This is a genomic window from Caniella muris (genome assembly GCF_943193035.1).
Taxonomy (GTDB): domain Bacteria; phylum Actinomycetota; class Coriobacteriia; order Coriobacteriales; family Atopobiaceae; genus Granulimonas; species Granulimonas faecalis.
Genome location: NZ_CALPCK010000002.1, coordinates 414,259 through 433,596 on the forward strand (window position 1 = coordinate 414,259; position 19,338 = coordinate 433,596).

The window sequence follows — 19,338 nt, forward strand, 5'->3', positions numbered from 1 at the left end:
CAATACTTCACGGACCGTGCAGTATTGCACACCGTGTATAAGAAACCGGTCAGGAGGGCCCTTGCCCCGAACCAGCCAGTCCAACGCCGCCGACCCACGCTGCGTGCGGTCCCGCGAGCTCCTTCGCGACGCCCTCGCCGCCGACCTCGTGGCCCAGGGGGACCTCGCCCGGGTCACGGTCACCTCGGTGAGCGACCGCGCCGGCCTCACCCGACGCACCTTCTACGCCCACTACCGCTCCATCGACGACCTCGTGGCCGAGGTGGAGGACGAGACCCTCGCCGACGTCGTGCGCCTCGCCGAGGCCGTGGCCGAGAACCACCTCGAGCAGGTCTTCTCGGCCTGCGACGCCCTGGAGCCCGTGCCCGGGTCGGTGGAGCTCCTCTCCTATTTCAGGGACCGCAGCGCGCTGCTCGTCCCGCTCCTGGGCCCCGGCGGCGACCCCAGTTTCATGCAGCGCCTCAAGGCCGCCCTCCACGACGCCTTCGCGTCCCGGGCCCTCGAGGGCCTGGACGGCCGCACCCTCGGCGCCTTCTTCGACTACTACGTCACCTTCGCCGTGAGCGCGGAGTGCGGGGTGCTGGAGCGCTGGCTCCAGGGCGGCATGGCGGAGCCCGTGGGCTCCATGGCCCGCCTCATGACCCTGCTCATGTTCGTGCGACCCGGCGACCTGTACGGCAACTCCTACGACATGAACATCCCCATGTACGGCTTGGCCCTCATGGCATCTTTGGAGGACGCAGATGAGCGATAAGAACGCATCCACCGGCCGGTACTCCCTGAGGGAGGAGGGCGCCGAGCTCGCCCCCTCCGAGCCGCTGGACCTCTCCGGCACCGACCTCCGCCTCGGTATCGACGTCGGCTCCACCACCGTCAAGGTGGCCGTGCTCGACGCCGACGGCGAGCTGGTCTACGCCAACTACCAGCGCCACCACACCGACATCCGCGCCACGGCCAAGGAGCTCTTCGAGCGCGCCCGCGCCCACGTGGGCGACGCCCCCATGCGCGTGGCCATCACCGGCTCCGGCGGCCTCCTTTTGGCCCAGTGGCTCGACCTCGAGTTCGTCCAGGAGGTCATCGCCTCCAAGCGCGCCGTCGAGACGCTCATCCCCCAGACCGACTGCGCCATCGAGCTCGGCGGCGAGGACGCCAAGATCATCTACTTCGACAACGGCGTCGAGCAGCGCATGAACGGCACCTGCGCCGGCGGCACGGGCGCGTTCATCGACCAGATGGCGTCGCTGCTCCACACCGACGCCTCCGGCCTCGACGAGCTGGCCCGCGACGCCACGCACATCTACCCCATCGCGAGCCGCTGCGGCGTCTTCGCCAAGTCCGACGTCCAGCCCCTGCTCAACGAGGGCGCCGCCCCGGCCGACATCGCCGCCTCCATCTTCCAGTCGGTGGCCAACCAGACCGTGTCGGGCCTGGCCTGCGGCCACCCCATCCGCGGCCACGTCGCCTTCCTCGGCGGCCCGCTGCAGTACCTCTCCCAGCTCCGCGAGCGCTTCTATGAGACCCTCGACCTCGACGAGGAGCACCGCGTGGTGCCCGAGAACGCCCACCTCTTCGTGGCCTCCGGCGCCGCCATGGCCGGCGAGGACGACAGGCTCGTCACCTTCGACGACGTCATCGCCTCCCTCGACGCCCTCGGCTCCACCCAGGGCTCCGAGGTCGAGCGCCTGCCCCCGCTCTTCGCCACGGAGGGGGCACTCGAGGAGTTCCGCGCCCGCCACGGCGCCGAGGTGGTCCCCAAGGGCAGCCTCGAGGGCTACCGCGGCCGTGTGTTCATCGGCATCGACGCCGGCTCCACGACCATGAAGGCCGCCATGGTGGGCGAGGACGGCCAGCTCCTGCGCACCTGGTACGGCAACAACAACGGCGACGTGCTCGGCACCGCCCGCGTCATCATGGACGACTTCTACGACGCGCTGCCCGAGGGCGCGGTCGTCGGCCACGTGACCACCACCGGCTATGGCGAGGCCCTGCTCATCGAGGCCCTCAAGGCCGACTCCGGCGAGATCGAGACCGTGGCCCACCTCCGCGGCGCCAAGGCGTTCGTGCCCGACGTGGAGTTCATCCTCGACATCGGCGGCCAGGACATGAAGTGCCTGCGCGTGCGCGACGGCGTCATCGAGTCGATCATGCTCAACGAGGCCTGCTCGAGCGGCTGCGGCTCGTTCATCGAGAGCTTCGCCGACTCCATGGGCATGGACGTGCGCGACTTCGCCGCCGCGGCCGTGGGCGCGACGGCCCCCGTGGACCTCGGCAGCCGCTGCACCGTGTTCATGAACAGCCGCGTGAAGCAGGCCCAGAAGGAGGGCGCCACCGTTGGCGACATCGCCGCGGGCCTGTCCTACTCCGTCATCAAGAACGCGCTGTTCAAGGTCATCAAGATGCGCGACGCCGAGTCCATCGGCCGGAAGGTCGTGGTCCAGGGCGGCACCTTCATGAGCGACGCCACGCTGCGCGCCTTCGAGCAGCTCTGCGGCCGCACGGCCATCCGCCCCGACATCGCCGGGTGCATGGGCGCCTACGGCGCCGCCCTGCTCGCCCGCGACCGCGCCGGCGAGGACGGCACCTCCACGCTGCTCTCCCGCGACGAGATCGACAACCTCAAGGTGAGGCACGTCAACGCCCACTGCGGCCGCTGCTCCAACAACTGCCTGCTCACCATCAACGACTTCGGCGGCGGCCGGCGCTTCATCACCGGCAACCGTTGCGAGAAGGGCGCCGGCGGCTCCAAGGCCAAGCGCACCGCCCCCAACCTCTTCGAGGTCAAGAACCGCCTGCTGTTCGACCGCCCGGGCTGGTCCCGCGAGGAGGCGTTCCGCGGCACCGTGGGCATCCCGCGCGCCCTCAACATGTACGAGAACTACCCCTTCTGGCACACGTTCTTCACCGAGCTGGGCTTCGCCGTGGTGCCGTCGGACGACTCCACCAAGGCCACCTACGAGGCCGGCATCGAGTCCATGCCCTCGGAGTCCGTCTGCTACCCGGCCAAGCTCTCCCACGGCCACGTGATGAACCTGCTGGGCAAGGACGTCGACTTCATCTGGATGCCCTGCGTGCGCTGGGAGCGCCAGGAGGACGAGACCGCCGGCAACCACTACAACTGCCCCATCGTCATGAGCTACCCCCAGGCCCTGGAGCTCAACGTCGACGAGCTCTCCTCACCCTCCGTGGAGTACCTGGCGCCCTTCCTGCCCTACGACGACAGGCGCGAGCTCAAGCGCCGCCTCTACGAGGTGGTCTCCGTCCAGCGCGAGGCCGACGCCGCCGAGGGCCGCGGCCGCGTGCGCGGCGCCCACATCACCCGCGCCGAGGTGGACGCCGCCGTCAACGCCGCGTGGCAGGCCGACCTCGACTTCAAGCGGGCCATGGCCGACGCCGGCGACGAGGCGCTTGATTGGATCGAGCGCAACGACGCCCACGGCATCGTGCTCGCCGGCCGCCCGTACCACAACGACCCCGAGATCAACCACGCCATCCCCGAGCTCATCTCCTCGTTCGGCTTCGCCGTGCTCACCGAGGACTCCGTGGCGCACCGCACCCGCCCCGAGCGCCCCATCCGCGTGGTGGACCAGTGGATGTACCACTCCCGCCTCTACCGTGCCGCGCGCTTCGTGGCCGGCCGCAACGACCTCGACCTCATCCAGCTCAACTCCTTCGGCTGCGGCCTCGACGCCCTCACCTGCGACCAGGTGCAGGAGATCCTCGAGGCGGGCGGCAAGGTCTACACCTGCCTCAAGATCGACGAGGTCTCCAACCTGGGCGCCGCCCGCATCCGCGTGCGCTCGCTCATGGCCGCGCTCGAGGAGCAGCGCGCCGGGCTGGAGGAGGAGTTCGGCGCCGACGCCGTGCCCGTGGAGCGGGAGGCCGGCAGCGCCGCGTTCCCCAAGCCCCGCTACACCGAGGAGATGCGCGAGGAGGGCTACACCATCCTCGTGCCGCAGATGGCCCCCATCCACTTCGCCCTCGTGGAGCCCATCATCAAGGCGGCGGGCTACAACATGGTGCTGCTGCCGTCGGTGGACCGCGGCGCCGTGGACGCCGGCCTCAAGTACGTGAACAACGACATCTGCTACCCGTCGATCCTGGTCACCGGCCAGATCATGGAGGCGATCGAGAGCGGGGAGTACGACCTTGACCGCACGGCCGTCCTCATCACCCAGACCGGCGGCGGCTGCCGCGCCACCAACTACATCGCCCTCATCCGCAAGGCGCTCAAGGACTCCGGCAACGGCCACATCCCCGTGATCAGCCTCGCCGTGGCGGGCGGCCTCGACGAGGACAACCCCGGCTTCGAGCTGCTCAAGCCCGCCGTGGTCGTCAAGGCCCTCTACGCCCTGCTCTTCGGCGACCTCATCATGCAGCTGCTCTACCGCTGCCGTCCCTACGAGGAGGAACCCGGCAGCGCCGACGCCCTGTTCTCCCTCATCATGGACGAGGCCGAGCGGGCCATGCCCACCATGGACCGCAGGTCGTTCTACCGCCTGTGCCAGCGCACCATCGACGCGTTCGAGCTCCTGCCGCTGGTCAACGACCGCTCCAAGCCCCGCGTGGGCGTGGTGGGCGAGATCCTCGTCAAGTTCCACCCCACGGCCAACAACGAGGTGGTCAAGGTCATCGAGTCCGAGGGCTGCGAGGCCCAGGTGCCCGGCCTCGTGGACTTCTTCCTCTTCGGCCTCACGAGCCCCATCAACATGAGGGGCGAGCTCGGCAGCTCGATGAAGCGCCGCGCCACCCACATGGCGGGCATCAAGGCCATCGAGGCCTTCCGCGCGCCCATCAACCGCATGCTCGAGGAGACCACGCGCTTCCAGCCGTACCCCGACATCTTCGACATGGCCGCCAAGGCCGAGGAGATCCTCTCCCTCTGCAACACCATGGGCGAGGGCTGGCTCCTCACCGCCGAGATGTGCGACCTCATCGAGGAGGGCTGCCCCAACATCGTGTGCGCGAGCCCCTTCGCCTGCCTGCCCAACCACGTGGTGGGCAAGTCGGTGATCAAGCGCCTGCGCCAGATGCACCCCGAGAGCAACATCGTGGCCGTGGACTACGACCCCGGCGCCTCCGAGGTCAACCAGCTCAACCGCATCAAGCTCATGATCAGCGTGGCCAAGGAGAACTTCAAGAACGGGGGAGGGGCGCCCGTGGGCCTCGACGCCGCCCCGCGCCACGCCACCTCGCTCTGCCACAGCCACATGACGGCGGCCGAGCCCATCCACCTCTCCCGCGAGCAGCTGGAGCTCATCGCCCAGGCCGAGGCGGAGGCCGCCGAGCGCGCCGCCGCGGCCGAGCGGGCCGCCGGGCGGGCCGAGCGGGCCGAGGCCGCCGTGCGCGACTGACGGCGCCGCCCGGCCCGCGCCGCCTGGCTTTGGCCGCCCGGCTCGTTTCACGCGCACCTTGGCAGGAGGGGGCCTCCCGAGACGTCTCGGGAGGCCCCCTCGGCGTTATCGGGCCGCAGGGGCCCGATGCCCGGGTGGGGTCACAGGCAGCAGTCCGCCGCCAGGGCCGAGAGGACCCTCCGCACCCTGACGAGGTCGGCCACGGGCACGTGCTCGTCGGGCTTGTGAGCCACCTCCAGGCTGCCGGGGCCGTAGCTCAGGAACTCGAGGTTCCCGGTGGCGGCGGCCATGACGGCGGTGTCGGTGTAGCCGGTGAAGACGTCCACGGGCGCCGGCGAGCCGGTCACGGCCTCCGAGGCCACCTCGAGGGCCGCCAGCAGGCGGGAGCCCGGGTCGCGCTCCACCGGCGGGCGGTCGCCGGTGACGGTGTAGGAGCCGCCTGTCCCCGGCACCGCCTCGGCGGCGCCGGCCAGGGCGTCGGCCACGAGCCGCTCCGCGAGGGCGGTGTCCGCTGGCGGGACGAGGCGCATGTCGATCCACACGTGGGCGCGGTCGGGCACCACGTAGGGGCGGTAGCCGCCCTCCACCTGCCCGAACGTCACCGTGCTCCGCCCGAGCTCCGGGTGCTCGGGGAGCGCGAGCACCGACGAGCGCAGCCGGCACACGAACTCCGCCGCCGAGGCCACGGCGTCGGCACCCTCCCACGGGGTGGAGGCGTGGGCCGTCACGCCGCGGACGTCCACCTCGAACCACGTGCGCCCCTTGTGGGAGACCCGCGCACGGCCGTCCGTGGGCTCCGTGTCCACCACCCAGCAGCCGTCGTCTAGCCAGCCGGCGTCGAGCACGGCCTCGATGCCGCGCATGAAGTCCTCCTCGTCCACGGTGAGGAGCATCATGAGGGGCCTTCTCGGCAGCCACGAGCGGTCGTCGGCGGACGGGGCGTCGCCGGAGCAGACGCAGGTGCCGTGGCAGCCCGACTCCCAGCGGGCCTGGGAGACGGAACGCAGCAGGTCGTCGAAGGCCAGCAGGGCGCAGGCGAGGCCGCCCTTCATGTCGCAGGCGCCGCGGCCGTAGAGCAGGCCGTCGCGCACCTCGCCGCCGAAGGGGTCCACGTCGGCCGACCAGCCGTCGCCCACCACCACGGTGTCCATGTGGCAGCAGAAGACGAGCGCCCCCTCGCACGAGCCGTCGCGCCCCGGCACGCACGCCGAGAGGCACGGGCGCCCCGGCAGCGCCTCGAGCTCGCGGAACCGGACGACGTCCTCCAGCCCGGCGCGGCGCACGCGCCCCTCGAGCCACGCCCTCACCTGTGCCTCCAGCGCACCCTCGTAGGTGCCGGGGTCGGTGCTCTCGGTCCGCACGAGCCCTGCGCAGAGCTCCGCCTCTTCCCGGCCTTCCATGACGCTCCTTTCCCCGGGGGCCCTCGGGCGGGCCCCCTTTTTTCTCGGTGGTTCCCCGGGGGACCTCGTACCCAACGGGGCCCCGGGTCACGGGCCCCGGTCGGCGACCGGTTGTGGAGGCCCTCCACGACCCTGATGCCGCTCGCCCCCGCGGACGGTGCCGCTCGCCGACGGGCACGGCTGAAAACCAGATAAAAAGTAAGGGAGTCAACAAAAAAGTAGGAAAACCCGGGCCCCTTGCCTATCATGGGTTGTACTTAAAGCAGCGTTTCAGGAGGAACCATGGCCCAGGACGACCGCTCCTCTGTCCTCTTCACCCAGGAGGGGACCCCCAGTCTCTCCCAGTTGATACCCCTGTCCCTCCAGCACGTGGTGGCGGCGGTGGTGGGCATCATCACCCCGGCCATCATCGTCGCCAACGCCTTCGGCCTCGACCAGGCCGACCGCAGCCTGCTCATCCAGGCGTCGCTCGTCATGGCCGGCGTTCTGAGCCTCATCCAGAGCCACCCCCTCGTGGGCTACCTCGGGTCGGGGTTGCCCGTGTTCATGGGAGCGGCCTTCGCCTACGTGCCCACGCTCACCGCCGTCGCGGGCATGGGCGGCATCGGCGCCATCTTCGGCGCGCAGGTGATCGGTGGCATCGTGGCCGTCGTGTTCGGGCTCTTCTTCAAGTACATCCGGCGCCTGTTCCCGCCCGTGGTCAGCGGCACCGTGGTGCTCTCCATCGGCCTGTCGCTCTACACCGTGGCCGTCGGCTACATGGCCGGCGGCACCGGGGCCGAGGACTTCGGCGGCGCCCGCAACTGGCTCGTCGCCATCGTCACCCTCGTGGCGTGCGTGGCCTTCGCCAACTTCGGCAAGGGCGTGCTCAAGCTCGGTTCGCTCCTCTGGGGCCTCCTCGTGGGCTACGGGCTCTCCCTTGCCCTGGGCATGGTGTCGTTCGACGGGCTGGCCGGCGAGGCCTGGTTCGCGCTCCCCGCGTTCATGCCCTTCTCCCTCGAGTTCCAGCCGGCGGCCATCGCCTCGCTCTCCATCGTGTTCGTCGTGGGCGCCGTGCAGATCGTGGGCGACCTCAACGGCGCCTGCGCCGGCGCGCTCGACCGCGAGCCCACCGAGCGCGAGGTCACCGGTGCCATCCTCTCCCAGGGCGTGCTCTCCGTGGTGGGGTCGTTCTTCGGGGCGCTGCCCACCGGCACCTACTCGCAGAACATCGGCATCGTCAACCAGAACAAGGTCATCAACAAGAAGGTGATGGTGGCCGCCAGCCTCATCATGCTCTGCGCCGGCCTCGTGCCCAAGGTCGCCTTCGTGCTCTCGGGCATCCCCAAGGCCGTCATCGGCGGCGCCACCATCAACGTCTTCGCCACCATCACGATGACGGGCGTGCGCCTGCTCACCAAGAACGGCCTGTCCCAGCGCACGGCCTCCGTCGCGGGCCTCTCCGTCGCCCTCGGCATGGGCATCGCCCTCACCTCCGGGGCCCTGGCCGGCCCCGGGATGCCCGAGTGGGTCCAGGGCGTGCTCGGCTCGTCCTCGCTCGTGGTGACCACCATTGCTGCCATCGTGCTCAACCTCGTGCTCCCGGGGCGCGAGGAGGTCGAGCCGGCGGGGGAGGGCGCGCCTGGCAGCGGTGCGCCGGCAGGCGGCCCGAGGCTCGCGGCGGGCGCCTAGGGGCCCCGTGCCGGATCTACCCATGAGAGCGGGCCGTCGCTGCAGCTGATGGATGGACAAGGGCAACCGGTTGCGCACCTGCGCGCGGCCGGTTGCCCTTCTCGGCTGCAGGGAGGGCCCCGTCGCACGATAAAGGCAACCGGGTGCATGAACCGCGTTCCCACCGGCCGTTCAAGGATTCTCGCGGGGCCCCAGGCACCGCGCGTCGCCCTTCCGTCGGCGCCGGCCGCGCGTGGCGGCATGGCGGAGACGCGGGCCGCGGCACACAGGGGACCGCCTCCCTCTGGTAGACCAGAGGGGTAGGACGCACCTATCGGGAGGACGGGCTTCCATGATCTACCTCAACTGCGCGGCGACGTCCCACGACCGGCCGCCGTGCGTGGCCGAGGCCGTGGTGGACGCCATGGGCAACCTCGGCAGCTCCGGGAGGGGGGCCGGCGACGCCGAGCTGGGCGCCGCCCGCACCGTGGCCCACGCGCGCGTCTCGCTGGCGCGGCTCCTGGGCAGCGACTCCCCCGAGCGCGTCGTCTTCACCGCCAACGCCACGGAGGCCCTGAACATCGCCATCCTGGGCTGCGTGCGGCCCGGAGACCGGGTGGTGGCCACCGACTGGGACCACAACTCGGTGCTCCGCCCCCTCTACCGGCTGGAGCGCACCGAGGGCGTGCGCCTCTCGTTCTGGCGGGCCGACAGGCGCGGCCGCCTCGACCTGGCGGACCTCGAGCGGCTGTGCGTGCCCGGCACGCGGCTCGTCGCGGTCACCCACGGGTCCAACCTCACCGGCAACCTGCTGGACGTGGCCGCCTGCGCCGAGGTGGCCCACGCCGCGGGCGCCCTGCTCCTCGTGGACTGCTCCCAGACGGCCGGCTCGGTGCCCTTCTCCATGGAGCGGGCCGGCGCCGACCTCGTGGCCTTCACGGGCCACAAGGCCCTCCTCGGCCCCCAGGGCACGGGCGGGCTCATCGTGGCGCCCGGCGTGGAGGTCGAGCCCGTCCTGAGCGGCGGCACGGGCATCGCCTCGTCCCTCCCGCACCAGCCCGACGCCTACCCCGAGCATCTCGAGGCCGGCACGCTCAACGGCCACGGCATCGCCGGCCTGGGCGCGGGCGTCGACTGGCTGCTCGAGCGCGGCGTCGATGCCGTCCATGCCCACGACCTCGCCCTCGTGCGCCGCTTCGTGGCCGGGCTCCGCGCCATCGACGGCGTGACGGTCTACGGCGACTTCCCCGACGACCTCTCCGAGCTGGACGGCGTCGCGTGCGACCACGGGGCCGCGGTGGCCGTCAACCTCGACGGCTGGGACTCGTCCGAGGCCGCCGACGAGCTCGAGGAGGCCTACGGCATCGCGGTGCGCGCGGGGCTGCACTGCGCGCCCCGCATGCACGGGGCGCTCGGGACGTCCGACACCGGCGCCGTGCGTTTCTCGTTCGGCGCGTTCACCACCGAGGCCGACGTGGACGCGGCGCTCGCCGCCCTCGCGGCCATGGCCTCCGAGGAGGGCTGACATGGGCAGGTGCAAGAGGCTCAGGGCCGTGGCGACCTTCGCCTCCACCCACGACGCCGTGGAGGCGGAGGCCCTCTGCAAGGGAGCCGGCATCGCCGGCAGGCTCATACCCACGCCGGTGGCCGTGCGCGCCACCTGCGGCCTCTCCTGGTCCATGGACCCGGCCGACCGCGGGGCCTTCGAGGCCGCGGCCCAGGGGAGGTTCGCCATAGAGAGCATCCAGGAGCTCGAGCTCTAGAGGAAAGGTACAGCCATGACCCAGCCGATCAAGCTCACCAAGCTCGCGGAATGCGCGGGGTGCGGCGCCAAGGTGGGCGCCGGCGAGCTCGCCAAGCTCCTGGAGGGCCTCGACGTCCGCCGCGACCCAAACCTGCTCGTGGGCTTCGACAAGAGCGACGACGCCGCGGTGTATAAGGTCTCCGACGACCTCGCCATCGTGGAGACGCTCGACTTCTTCCCGCCCATCGCCGACGACCCCTACACCTACGGCGCCATCGCCGCCGCCAACGCCCTCTCCGACGTCTGGGCCATGGGCGGCGAGCCCAAGGTGGCCCTCAACATCATGGCCGTTCCCGAGGACATGCCCAAGGACGTGGTGCACCAGATCCTCCGCGGCGGCTACGAGAAGGTCTACGAGGCCGGCGCCTCCATCGTGGGCGGCCACTCCATCTACGACGAGGAGCCCAAGTACGGCCTGTCCGTCACCGGTTTCGTGGACCCGGGCTCCATGTGGACCAACGCCGGTGCCCGGGAGGGCGATGTCCTCGTCTACACCAAGCCCCTGGGCATCGGCATCGTGGTGACCGCCGCCAAGGGCGGCCTCGCCACGCCCGAGCAGCTGGCGCTCGCCGAGGAGGCCATGATGCGCCTCAACCGCTGGCCCCACGACGTGGCGCTCGAGGGCGGCTTCACCGTGGACGCCGCCACCGACGTCACGGGCTTCGGCGTCATGGGTCACCTGCTGGAGATGGCTCAGGGGGCCGACCTCGCCTGCGAGGTGGACGCCGGCGCCTTCGACGTGCTGCCCGGCGCCCTGGAGGCGGCGAGGCTGGGCCTGCTGCCCGCCGGCACCTACCGCAACCGCCACTTCGCCGCGGACTTCGTGGACGGCGGCGACACCGAGCTCGCCCTTCTCGACCTGCTCTTCACCCCCGAGACCTCGGGCGGCCTGCTGTTCGCCGTGCCCGCCGACGAGGCGGACGCCTTCGTGGCGGCCCTGGCGGCCGACGGGCGCGTCCTGGCGGCCTGCGCCGTGGGCCGCACGGTCGCGGCAGGGGAGGGCGGCCCCCGCATCCGCGTGCGCTGACCCGCCGTCCCTGTCCCACCACCCTCTGTCCCACCACCCGGACACTTTCGTCCCACGGCGGGTGGGGTCCGGGCGCTCCGCCGGCCTGGCGGGCGCCCGGACCCTCCCGATGGATATCGCAACATGCGAAGTGGCAGATGGGCCAGGCACCGCTGTCACATCAGGCGTCAAATGGAGGGCCCCCGGCGGGCGGACGTCGCTCGCCGGGGGCCCTTGCGTCGAGGGGTTCCAGGACGGCCCTACTTCGAGCCCTCCTGGACCTCCTTGCCGCTCGTCACCTGGTCCCACTTCTCCAGGACGGCGTCGCGCATCTCACCGAACTGCGAGATGTCCTCCTTCATGAGGGCCTTCTCGTCGAAGTCCAGCTCCACGCCCTCGAGGGACGGGATGCACAGCTTGATGGTGTTCTTCTTGTCGATGGCGGCCAGCTCCTTCAGGTTCTCGTCGCTGGAGAAGAGCCACTCGATGAACTCCTTGGCGCCGTCCACGTTGGCGGCACCCTTGAAGGCGGCCACGCCGTCGGGCATGTAGGGCATGCCGTCCGTGGGCTGGATGGTGTGGATGCCGTCGGTGAGCAGGTCGTCCAGGGTGCGGTCGAGGTAGGTGATGCCCACGGCGATCTCGCCCTGGGAGACGCGGGTGGCCGGGTCGCTGCCGCGCTTGGTGTAGAAGGGGATGTTGGCGTTGAGCTCCTCGAGGTACTTCCAGCCGTCGGTCTCGCCCATGGTCTGCAGGATGGCGGCCACGGCGGCGTAGTTGGTGCCGGAGACGGCGGGCGAGCTCATGACGATCTCGTCCTTGTACTCGGCCTTCACCAGGTCGGTCCAGGCGGCGGGGGAGGAGGCGCCCACCTCCTTGAGCAGGTCGTCGTTGGCGATGAAGCCCACCACCGTGACGCCCTTGGAGAACCAGTAGTTGTCGGGGCTCTTGAAGCCCTCGGCGAACTTGTCGGCGTCCGGGAAGTCCACGGCCTCGAGCAGGCCGTCGGCGGCCGCGGCCATGAACGAGTCGATGCCGCCGCCGAACCACAGGTCGGCGCTGGGGGTGCCACCCTCGGCCCGGAGCTTGGAGAGCACGTCGCCGCTCGACATGGAGACGAACTCCACGGGCATGCCCTTGTCCTTGGTGAACATGTCGAACAGGGCCTTGTACGACTCGTTGGTGCACACCACCTGGAGGGTCTTGTCCGAGGAGGCGCCCCCCTGGTCGGAGGAGGAGCCGTCGTCCGAGGAGGTGCCGTTGCATCCGGCCAGGGCCGCGGCGGGCACGAGGGCTGCGGCCGCACCGATGAACGACCTTCTCGAGAGGTTGAGCTTCATGACGCTGTTCCTTTCCATGTGAGCCTATGGGCTATGTCGAGAAACACGGAAGAGCCCACGGTGAGGCGCTCCCGGTTTTGCGACCGGATGGTGATGGGGTGCCCTGAGACCGACACCGTGTAGGAGAGCTCGTCGCCGAGGAAGGTGCACGACTCCACGGTGCCCTCCCACGGGCCGCGGTCGACCACGGCCACGTCCTCGATGCGGGCGAACACGGGGCCGTCCGGGCCGGGCAGCTCGTTCACCGGACCGAGGAACCGGGCGCAGAACTCGTCGGCGGGGTGGAAGTAGACCTCCTCCGGGGTGCCCCGCTGCAAGATCCTGCCCCCGTCCATGACGGCCACCGTGTCGCCGAGGGCCATGGCCTCCCGCTGGTCGTGGGTGACGAAGAGCATGGTGAGGTCGAAGTCGCGCTGGATGGTGCGGATCTCGCGGCGCATGGCCTCCCTGAGGCCCGTGTCGAGGTTGCTCAGGGGCTCGTCGAGCAGGAGCACCTTGGGCTTGAGCACCAGGGAGCGGGCGAGGGCCACGCGCTGCTGCTGGCCGCCGGAGAGCTGGGCCGGGTAGGCGTCGGACAGCTCCTCCATGGCCACCGAGGCGAGCATGGACCGCGCCTCGGCGCGGCGTGCGGTGCGGTCCATGCCGTGGCACTTGAGCCCGTAGGCCACGTTCTCGAGGACCGTCATGTGGGGGAAGAGCGCGTAGGACTGGAACACCGTGGAGACGGGCCGCTCCTCGGGGGGCAGCCCGGCGATGTCGGTGCCGTCCACCTCGACGGCCCCCGCGTCCGGGGCGAGGTAGCCGCCCACCATGCGCAGGGTCGTGGTCTTGCCGCAGCCCGAGGGGCCGAGCAGGCAGCAGATGGTCCCCCGTTCCACCCCGAGGTCCATGGCGTCCACCACGGCGGTGCCGCCGTAGCGCTTGGTGAGTCCTTTGAGCTGGAGGAACATCTCAGTGACGCCCCCTTCCCGCCAGACGCCATGAGACCAGGTCCACGGCGAGGGTGATGGCGATGAGCACGACGGCGATGGCGGCGGCGTAGCCGTAGCGGCCGCCCGAGAGCGCGTCGAAGAGCTGGACGATACCGGTCTTGGTGCTGGGGGCCACGAGGAACACCACGGCGCCGTAGGCCATCATGGCGCTCGAGAACCCGTTGAGCAGGCTCACGGCCACCGCCTCGCGCAGGTTGGGCCAGAGCACGGAGGAGAAGCAGGTGAGCTCGCCCGCCCCCAGGTCTGCCGCGGCCCGGTCGAGGTCGCGGGGCACCTGGCCGAGGGCGTTGGAGAAGGCGTCCACAGAGACGGTGAGCTGCTTCGCGGCGAGCACGGCCACGATAACGGCGCCCGTCCCGGTGAGCTTGAGGGGGCCCGAGTTGAACGAGAGGATGTAGCCGAGGCCGAGGCAGGTGCCCGGCAGCATGTAGGGCATGGCGGCGGCGAACGAGAGGAGGGGCGCGCCGGCGACGTGCCTGCGGTGGCAGAAGTAGGCCACCGCCGCCCCCAGGGCGCAGCCGACGAGGGCGGCGAGGGCGCCGTAGGCCATGCCGCGGCCGAGGGGCGCCAGGTCGAAGTCGACCAGGTGTCGGAAGTTCTCCAGGGTGAAGGGCGCTCCCCAGCCCATGCCCCGCACGAAGGCGCAGCGCACGATGGCGAGGTAGAGCACGGCCACGAAGGCGGCGAAGGCACAGGCCACGCAGGAGAGCACGGCCGCCGCGGACCCCGTGAGCCGCCAGGTGCCGGCGTCGCCCTCGCCCATGGTGCCCGCCACCAGCCGCTCGGCCCTGGCGTCCAGGTGCCGGCGGGCGCCGTAGGCGGCCACGGCGCACGCCAGGAGGCAGATGTTGAGCACCGCCGCCCCGGCCAGGTCGCCGTAGCCGGTGAGCTGCACGTAGATGCGGGAGGCCACGGTCTCGAAGGCCCCGCCGATCACCACGGGGGTGCCGTAGTCGGAGACGGAGCGCACGAAGGTGAGCAGGAAGCAGGCGGCGAGGGTGGGGCGTACCAGGGGCATCACCACGTCGAGGAACACCCGGGTGCCCGACGCCCCCAGGTCGGCGGCGGCGGCCATGAGGCGCCGGTCGATGCGGGAGAGGCTCGCCTGCAGCAGCATCACGTTCACGGCGCAGAAGAAGAGCCCCTGCATCACCACGATGCCGAGCCAGCCGTAGGGGTCGCACGACAGGCCGAGCAGCCCGTGGGTCACCAGGCCCCGCCGGCCGAAGAGCTGGATGTAGGCGAGGGACGCGAGGAACGGCGGCGACACCATGGACAGCAGCGCGGCGCCGCGGGCGGCCGTGCCCAGCCAGCGGGGCCCGAAGGCGCTCACCACGGCCACCGCCAGGGCCACGGCGCAGGAGAGGGCAGCGGCGAGCACGCCGCAGAACAGCGAGTTCGCGATCAGGGGCGACGAGTCGCCCAGGACCTTGGCGAAGCGCGCGGCCGCCGCGGCGGGCCCCCCGTCGAGGCTCCTCGCGAGCATCGCCACGATGGGCCATGCGCAGAACACCGCCACGAGGGCGACGGTCACGGCCAGGGCCCCGTCCGCCCCCACCGTCTGGAGCCTGTGGCGTCGTCTCAGGGTCGCGTTGTCGGGAGGGGTGGCTGTCACGGGGGTCTCTCCGGGCGGGTGGGTCGGTATGTCACGGGATTTTTGTCTGTCATACCCCAAAACGGTGCCCTGAGACCCCTCGTTATATTCCTTCTAGGTTAACGGTGGGGCCTCCGGCGCCGACGGTAGGGACCCCGGGGCACGGTCCTGTCAGATGGATTTCAATCGATTTTCAATGAATAATCAGATATACCATTTGGCGACAATAAGGGACCGTCCGTCCGAATGGCGTCCGTCCGTTGGGTGTAGGGGACGGACTATGGGGCAAACCGAAAGGCATAGGCACTAACAAAGAGTTCGGTCATCGAGGACCGGACCCTGCCCTCGGTCACCCGGTCTGCAGTCCCTTGTATGGAGGTGATGGACGTCTCCCAGGACGGCGCGTCCTTGTGCGCTCTAGCGGATGTCCTCGGGAGAGGGGCTGCAAGCAAGTCAGCCACCCACCCTGATTGGAAGCGCAATGGAAGAGAAGCTCGACTCCCTGTTCCACCTCAAGGAACGCGGAACCAACGTCAAGACGGAGTTCATCGCCGGCCTCACCACCTTCGTGACGGTGGCCTACGTCCTGGCCGTCAACCCCTCCGTGCTGGCCGACGCCGGCATGGACCACGGTGCCGTGTTCACCGCGTCGTGCCTTATCTGCATCATCGGCTCGCTGCTCATGGCGTTCCTCACCAACTTCCCGTTCCTTCTGGTGCCGTCCATGGGCCTCAACGCCTACTTCACCTACACCATCGTGGTGGGCATGGGCTACTCCTGGCAGGTCTCCCTGGCCGCCGTCATCGTCGAGGGAATCGTCTTCGCCATCATCTCCCTCACCAAGCTGCGCGACCTGCTCGCCGACGCCATCCCCTTCGGCCTGAAGAAGGCCATCACCGCCGGCATCGGCCTGTTCATCACCATCATCGGCCTCAAGGGCTCCGGCCTGCTGCAGCCCAACGAGTCCACCTACGTCTCCATGGTCTCGTTCAACGGCACCGTCCAGGACGGCACCTTCTCCACCTTGGGCATCTGCGCCCTGCTCGCCCTTGTGGGCGTCATCATCACCGCCGTGCTCATGGCCAAGAACGTCAAGGGCAACATCCTCATCGGCATCGTTGCCACCTGGGTCCTCGGCATGATCTGCGAGCTCTGCGGCGTCTACGTCCCCAACCCCGACGCCGGCTTCTTCACCCTGTTCCCCGACTTCTCCAACGGCCTCGCCGTCCCGTCCCTGGCCCCCATCGCCTTCCAGGCCGACTTCACGCAGTTCGCCACCGTCGGCTTCGTGGCCGTGGTCATCGCCATCCTGTTCGCCTCCATCTTCGACACCCTGGGCACCCTCATCGGCACCGCCACCAAGGCCGGCCTCGCCGACGAGGACGGCAACATCCCCGGTATCGGCAAGGGCCTGCTGGCCGAGGCCGTCACCACCATCTGCGCCGGCTTCATCGGCTCCAGCCCCACCTGCGTGGCCGTGGAGTCCAACGCCGGCGTCGCCGAGGGCGGCCGCACCGGCCTCACCGCGGTCTTCGGTGCCGTCATGTTCGCCATCGCGCTGCTCCTCAGCCCCATCTTCCTGGCCATCCCGAGCTTCGCCACCGCCCCCGCCCTCATCATCGTCGGCTTCCTGATGATCGGTGCCTGCTGCGCCGTGGACTGGGACGACCCCACCGAGGGCGTGCCCGCCTTCATCACCCTGGCCGCCATGCCCTTCTTCTACTCCATCGCCGAGGGCGTCTTCCTGGGCATCATCTCCTACACCCTCATCAACGCCTGCGCCGGCAAGGTCAAGAAGGTAAGCCCGCTGCTCTGGGTGCTCACGGTGCTCTTTATCATCAAGTACTTCTTCATCTAACCGTTCTTCGCGCGATTCCGACAGGCCGTGCCCCCACGGGGGCACGGCCCCGTGAAGGAAAGGAAGCACCATGGCAGAGAAGACCTTCACCATCAAGGGCGACATCGTCTGGTCGGCCGGCCCCACCGAGCTCGCCGCCGTCAAGGACGGCTACCTGGTGGTCGTGGACGGCCTCGTGGAGGGCGTCTTCCCCGAGCTGCCCGCGGAGTACGCGGACGTCGAGCTCATCGACAAGACCGGCATGCTCGTGATGCCCGGCCTCGTGGACGCCCACGTCCACGCCCCCCAGTACGCCTTCCGCGGCACCGGCCTCGACCTCGAGCTCCTCGACTGGCTCAACACCTACACCTTCCCCGAGGAGGCCAAGTACGCCGACCTCGACTACGCCGAGCGCGCCTACGACATCTTCGTCGACGACCTCAAGAACTCCGAGACCTGCCGCGCCATCGTCTTCGGCACCCTCCATGTGCCGGCCACCGAGATGCTCATGGACAAGCTCGATGCCACCGGTCTCAAGAGCTACGTGGGCAAGGTCAACATGGACCGCAACGGCGCCCCGGGCCTCGAGGAGGAGACCCGCCAGTCCCTGGCCGACACCGAGCAGTGGCTTGCCGACACCCGCGACCGCTACGAGAACACCAAGCCCATCCTGACCCCGCGCTTCACCCCCAGCTGCACCGACGAGCTCATGGAGGGCCTCGGCAAGCTCAAGGCGGCCCAGAACGTGCCGCTCCAGAGCCACCTGTCCGAGAACCTCTCCGAGATCGACTGGGTGGCCGAGCTCTGCCCCTGGGCCTCGTGCTACGGCGACACCTACCTGCAGACCGGCCAGCTCGCGGGCCCGGCCAAGTCCATCATGGCCCACTGCGTCTACTCCACCACCAACGAGGTCGAGATCCTCAAGGGCACCGGCTGCTACATCGCGCTCTGCCCCGAGTCCAACGCCGACCTGGCCAGCGGCATCGCCCCGGTGCGCATGTACTTCGACCTGGGCATGAACCTGGCCCTGGGCAGCGACGTGGCCGGCGGCCCGCACCTGTCCATGTTCTCGGCCATCGCCCACACGGTCTCGCTGTCCAAGCTGCGCTGGCGCTGCGTGGACGAGTCGCTCAAGCCCATCACCATTCCCGAGGCCATCTACATCGCCACCGTGGGCGGCGGCTCGTTCTTCGGCAAGGTGGGCACCTTCGAGCCCGGCTTCGAGGCCGACATCCTCGTCCTCGACGACTCCGGCATCCGCTCCACCGTCGACCTCGACACCCAGCACCGCCTCGAGCGCTTCTGCTACGAGGCCAACGCCGGCGGCCGCGTCGACGCCAAGTTCGTCGCCGGGCGCCAGATCTTCTAGGGCTACCCCCCGGACGTCTCCCATGGAAGGGGCCGCATCCCACCGGATGCGGCCCCTTCTCTTATATATGTGCGTCGGTCGGATATGTGCGTCGGCAGGGGAGGGCGGTCAGCGGCCCCCGTCGTCCTTGGTCCCCTCGGCCGCGGCCTTGGCCTCGTCGAGGTAGCTGTAGAGGGTGTACTTGGAGATGCCGAAGTAGGAGCACACCTTCTGGCTGGACTGGCGCACCAGGAAGGCGCCGGAGTCGTTGAGAAAGCCGATGGCCTTGATGCGCTCGGCCTTGTTCATGAGGGCCACGGGCTTGCCCACCAGGCGCACGCTCTGCTCGATGAGGTCGTCGAGCAGGTCGGAGACGTTGTGGGGGATGGTGGGGGCGTTCTCCTCGGCCGAGGCCTCGTGGGCGGTGAGGGTGCCGATGGAGTTCTGGGCGGCCACGAGCATCGTGATGTCGAAGTTGATGGAGAGCAGGGCCGTGGGCCTGCCGTCGTCGTCGCGGTAGAAGACGGTGCTCGATTTCAGGATGCGGCCGTCCTCCGTCCGGGTGATGTAGGCGTAGCGGTCCTGGAGGGCCCGCGGGTCGCCGCTGAGCGACTGGAGCACCACGTTGGAGGGGCCGTCCCCGATGAAGCGGCCGCTCACGTGGCCGTTCTCGATGGCCACCACGGTGTGCTGGGGGTCGGCGGCCTCGAGGTCGTGGATGACCACCTCGCAGTTGGGGCCGAACTGGGCGGCCAGGCCCTTGGCCAGCCGGCTCAGAAACTCGATTCGCGCTGACGTCACGGATGCTCCTCCCGCCACGGGGTCCCGATGGCTAGACAGTATAGGTGTCCGCGGCGGTGTCCCCTCGTTCTTTATCGATATTCCCACAAGGGAATAACGGGGGACAAGGAAAAAAGTAATGATTAGGGGAGTGGGGGAGGGTGCTCCCCCTTTAGGGCGACGGTGAACGGTCCCTGTAAGATTCAGCTGCCAGCGCTGGCGGTTTCTTCCGCTTG

13 protein-coding genes are annotated in these 19,338 nt (G+C 69.9%); 8 read left to right on the plus strand and 5 right to left on the minus strand.

Annotated elements, in window-relative coordinates; all coding sequences use genetic code 11:
• Nucleotides 1-61 precede the first annotated feature (61 nt).
• Nucleotides 62-754: a TetR/AcrR family transcriptional regulator gene (locus tag NFR49_RS08965; protein WP_251159253.1), complete on the plus strand. Its 693-nt coding sequence runs from the start codon at nt 62-64 to the stop codon at nt 752-754.
• Nucleotides 744-5,351 carry a 2-hydroxyacyl-CoA dehydratase gene (locus NFR49_RS08970; protein ID WP_251159254.1) on the plus strand — a complete coding sequence of 1,536 codons (4,608 nt, stop codon included), beginning with the start codon at nt 744-746 and terminating at the stop codon, nt 5,349-5,351. The genes NFR49_RS08965 and NFR49_RS08970 overlap by 11 nt, the downstream gene beginning before the upstream one ends.
• Nucleotides 5,352-5,491: 140 nt before the next feature.
• Here the strand turns inward: NFR49_RS08970 and NFR49_RS08975 are convergent, their stop codons facing one another.
• On the minus strand, nt 5,492-6,751 hold the full coding sequence (locus tag NFR49_RS08975) for a M20 family metallopeptidase (RefSeq protein ID WP_251159255.1): 1,260 nt from the start codon (nt 6,749-6,751) through the stop codon (nt 5,492-5,494).
• Nucleotides 6,752-7,033: 282 nt separating this feature from the next.
• Here NFR49_RS08975 and NFR49_RS08980 point away from each other — a divergent pair, with 282 nt between their 5' ends.
• The 4 genes from NFR49_RS08980 (at nt 7,034) to selD (ending at nt 11,232) form a co-directional block, all read left to right on the plus strand.
• Nucleotides 7,034-8,422, plus strand: coding sequence for a uracil-xanthine permease family protein (locus NFR49_RS08980; protein ID WP_251159256.1), 1,389 nt, complete (start codon nt 7,034-7,036; stop codon nt 8,420-8,422).
• 331 nt (nt 8,423-8,753) lie between these two features.
• Nucleotides 8,754-9,926, plus strand: coding sequence for an aminotransferase class V-fold PLP-dependent enzyme (locus NFR49_RS08985; RefSeq protein ID WP_251159257.1), 1,173 nt, complete (start codon nt 8,754-8,756; stop codon nt 9,924-9,926).
• A gap of 1 nt (nt 9,927) precedes the next feature.
• The gene (locus NFR49_RS08990) at nt 9,928-10,164 is read left to right on the plus strand and encodes a putative Se/S carrier protein (RefSeq protein ID WP_251159258.1); all 237 of its coding nucleotides are present in this window, start codon (nt 9,928-9,930) and stop codon (nt 10,162-10,164) included.
• A 15-nt stretch (nt 10,165-10,179) separates the two neighbouring features.
• Nucleotides 10,180-11,232, plus strand: a complete 1,053-nt coding sequence (selD, locus tag NFR49_RS08995; RefSeq protein ID WP_251159259.1) for a selenide, water dikinase SelD — start codon at nt 10,180-10,182, stop codon at nt 11,230-11,232.
• Nucleotides 11,233-11,471: 239 nt separating this feature from the next.
• Here selD and NFR49_RS09000 read toward each other — a convergent pair whose 3' ends face one another.
• From NFR49_RS09000 to NFR49_RS09010, 3 genes are read right to left on the minus strand one after another with little or no spacing between them, the layout of a single operon-like run.
• Nucleotides 11,472-12,551, minus strand: coding sequence for an ABC transporter substrate-binding protein (locus tag NFR49_RS09000; protein WP_251159260.1), 1,080 nt, complete (start codon nt 12,549-12,551; stop codon nt 11,472-11,474).
• Nucleotides 12,548-13,501, minus strand: a complete 954-nt coding sequence (locus NFR49_RS09005; RefSeq protein WP_251159261.1) for an ABC transporter ATP-binding protein — start codon at nt 13,499-13,501, stop codon at nt 12,548-12,550. The genes NFR49_RS09000 and NFR49_RS09005 overlap by 4 nt, the downstream gene beginning before the upstream one ends.
• 1 nt (nt 13,502) lies before the next feature.
• Entirely contained in the window at nt 13,503-15,158 is a 1,656-nt protein-coding gene (locus NFR49_RS09010) for an ABC transporter permease (protein WP_251159262.1), read from the minus strand.
• 460 nt (nt 15,159-15,618) lie between these two features.
• Here NFR49_RS09010 and NFR49_RS09015 point away from each other — a divergent pair, with 460 nt between their 5' ends.
• Nucleotides 15,619-16,995: an NCS2 family permease gene (locus tag NFR49_RS09015; protein WP_251159263.1), complete on the plus strand. Its 1,377-nt coding sequence runs from the start codon at nt 15,619-15,621 to the stop codon at nt 16,993-16,995.
• A gap of 70 nt (nt 16,996-17,065) precedes the next feature.
• On the plus strand, nt 17,066-18,343 hold the full coding sequence (locus NFR49_RS09020; protein WP_251159264.1) for an amidohydrolase family protein: 1,278 nt from the start codon (nt 17,066-17,068) through the stop codon (nt 18,341-18,343).
• A gap of 108 nt (nt 18,344-18,451) precedes the next feature.
• Here NFR49_RS09020 and NFR49_RS09025 read toward each other — a convergent pair whose 3' ends face one another.
• Entirely contained in the window at nt 18,452-19,123 is a 672-nt protein-coding gene (locus tag NFR49_RS09025) for a helix-turn-helix transcriptional regulator (protein ID WP_251159265.1), read from the minus strand.
• Nucleotides 19,124-19,338 lie beyond the last annotated feature (215 nt).

Coding starts and splice junctions, on each gene's coding strand:
- NFR49_RS08970 (WP_251159254.1), top strand. CDS start 744: ATGAGCGATAAGAACGCATCCACCGGCCGGTACTCCCTGAGGGAGGAG.
- NFR49_RS09020 (WP_251159264.1), top strand. CDS start 17,066: ATGGCAGAGAAGACCTTCACCATCAAGGGCGACATCGTCTGGTCGGCC.
- NFR49_RS09005 (WP_251159261.1), bottom strand. CDS start 13,501: ATGTTCCTCCAGCTCAAAGGACTCACCAAGCGCTACGGCGGCACCGCC.
- NFR49_RS08990 (WP_251159258.1), top strand. CDS start 9,928: ATGGGCAGGTGCAAGAGGCTCAGGGCCGTGGCGACCTTCGCCTCCACC.
- NFR49_RS09000 (WP_251159260.1), bottom strand. CDS start 12,551: ATGAAGCTCAACCTCTCGAGAAGGTCGTTCATCGGTGCGGCCGCAGCC.
- NFR49_RS08985 (WP_251159257.1), top strand. CDS start 8,754: ATGATCTACCTCAACTGCGCGGCGACGTCCCACGACCGGCCGCCGTGC.
- NFR49_RS08975 (WP_251159255.1), bottom strand. CDS start 6,751: ATGGAAGGCCGGGAAGAGGCGGAGCTCTGCGCAGGGCTCGTGCGGACC.
- selD (WP_251159259.1), top strand. CDS start 10,180: ATGACCCAGCCGATCAAGCTCACCAAGCTCGCGGAATGCGCGGGGTGC.
- NFR49_RS08980 (WP_251159256.1), top strand. CDS start 7,034: ATGGCCCAGGACGACCGCTCCTCTGTCCTCTTCACCCAGGAGGGGACC.
- NFR49_RS09015 (WP_251159263.1), top strand. CDS start 15,619: ATGGAAGAGAAGCTCGACTCCCTGTTCCACCTCAAGGAACGCGGAACC.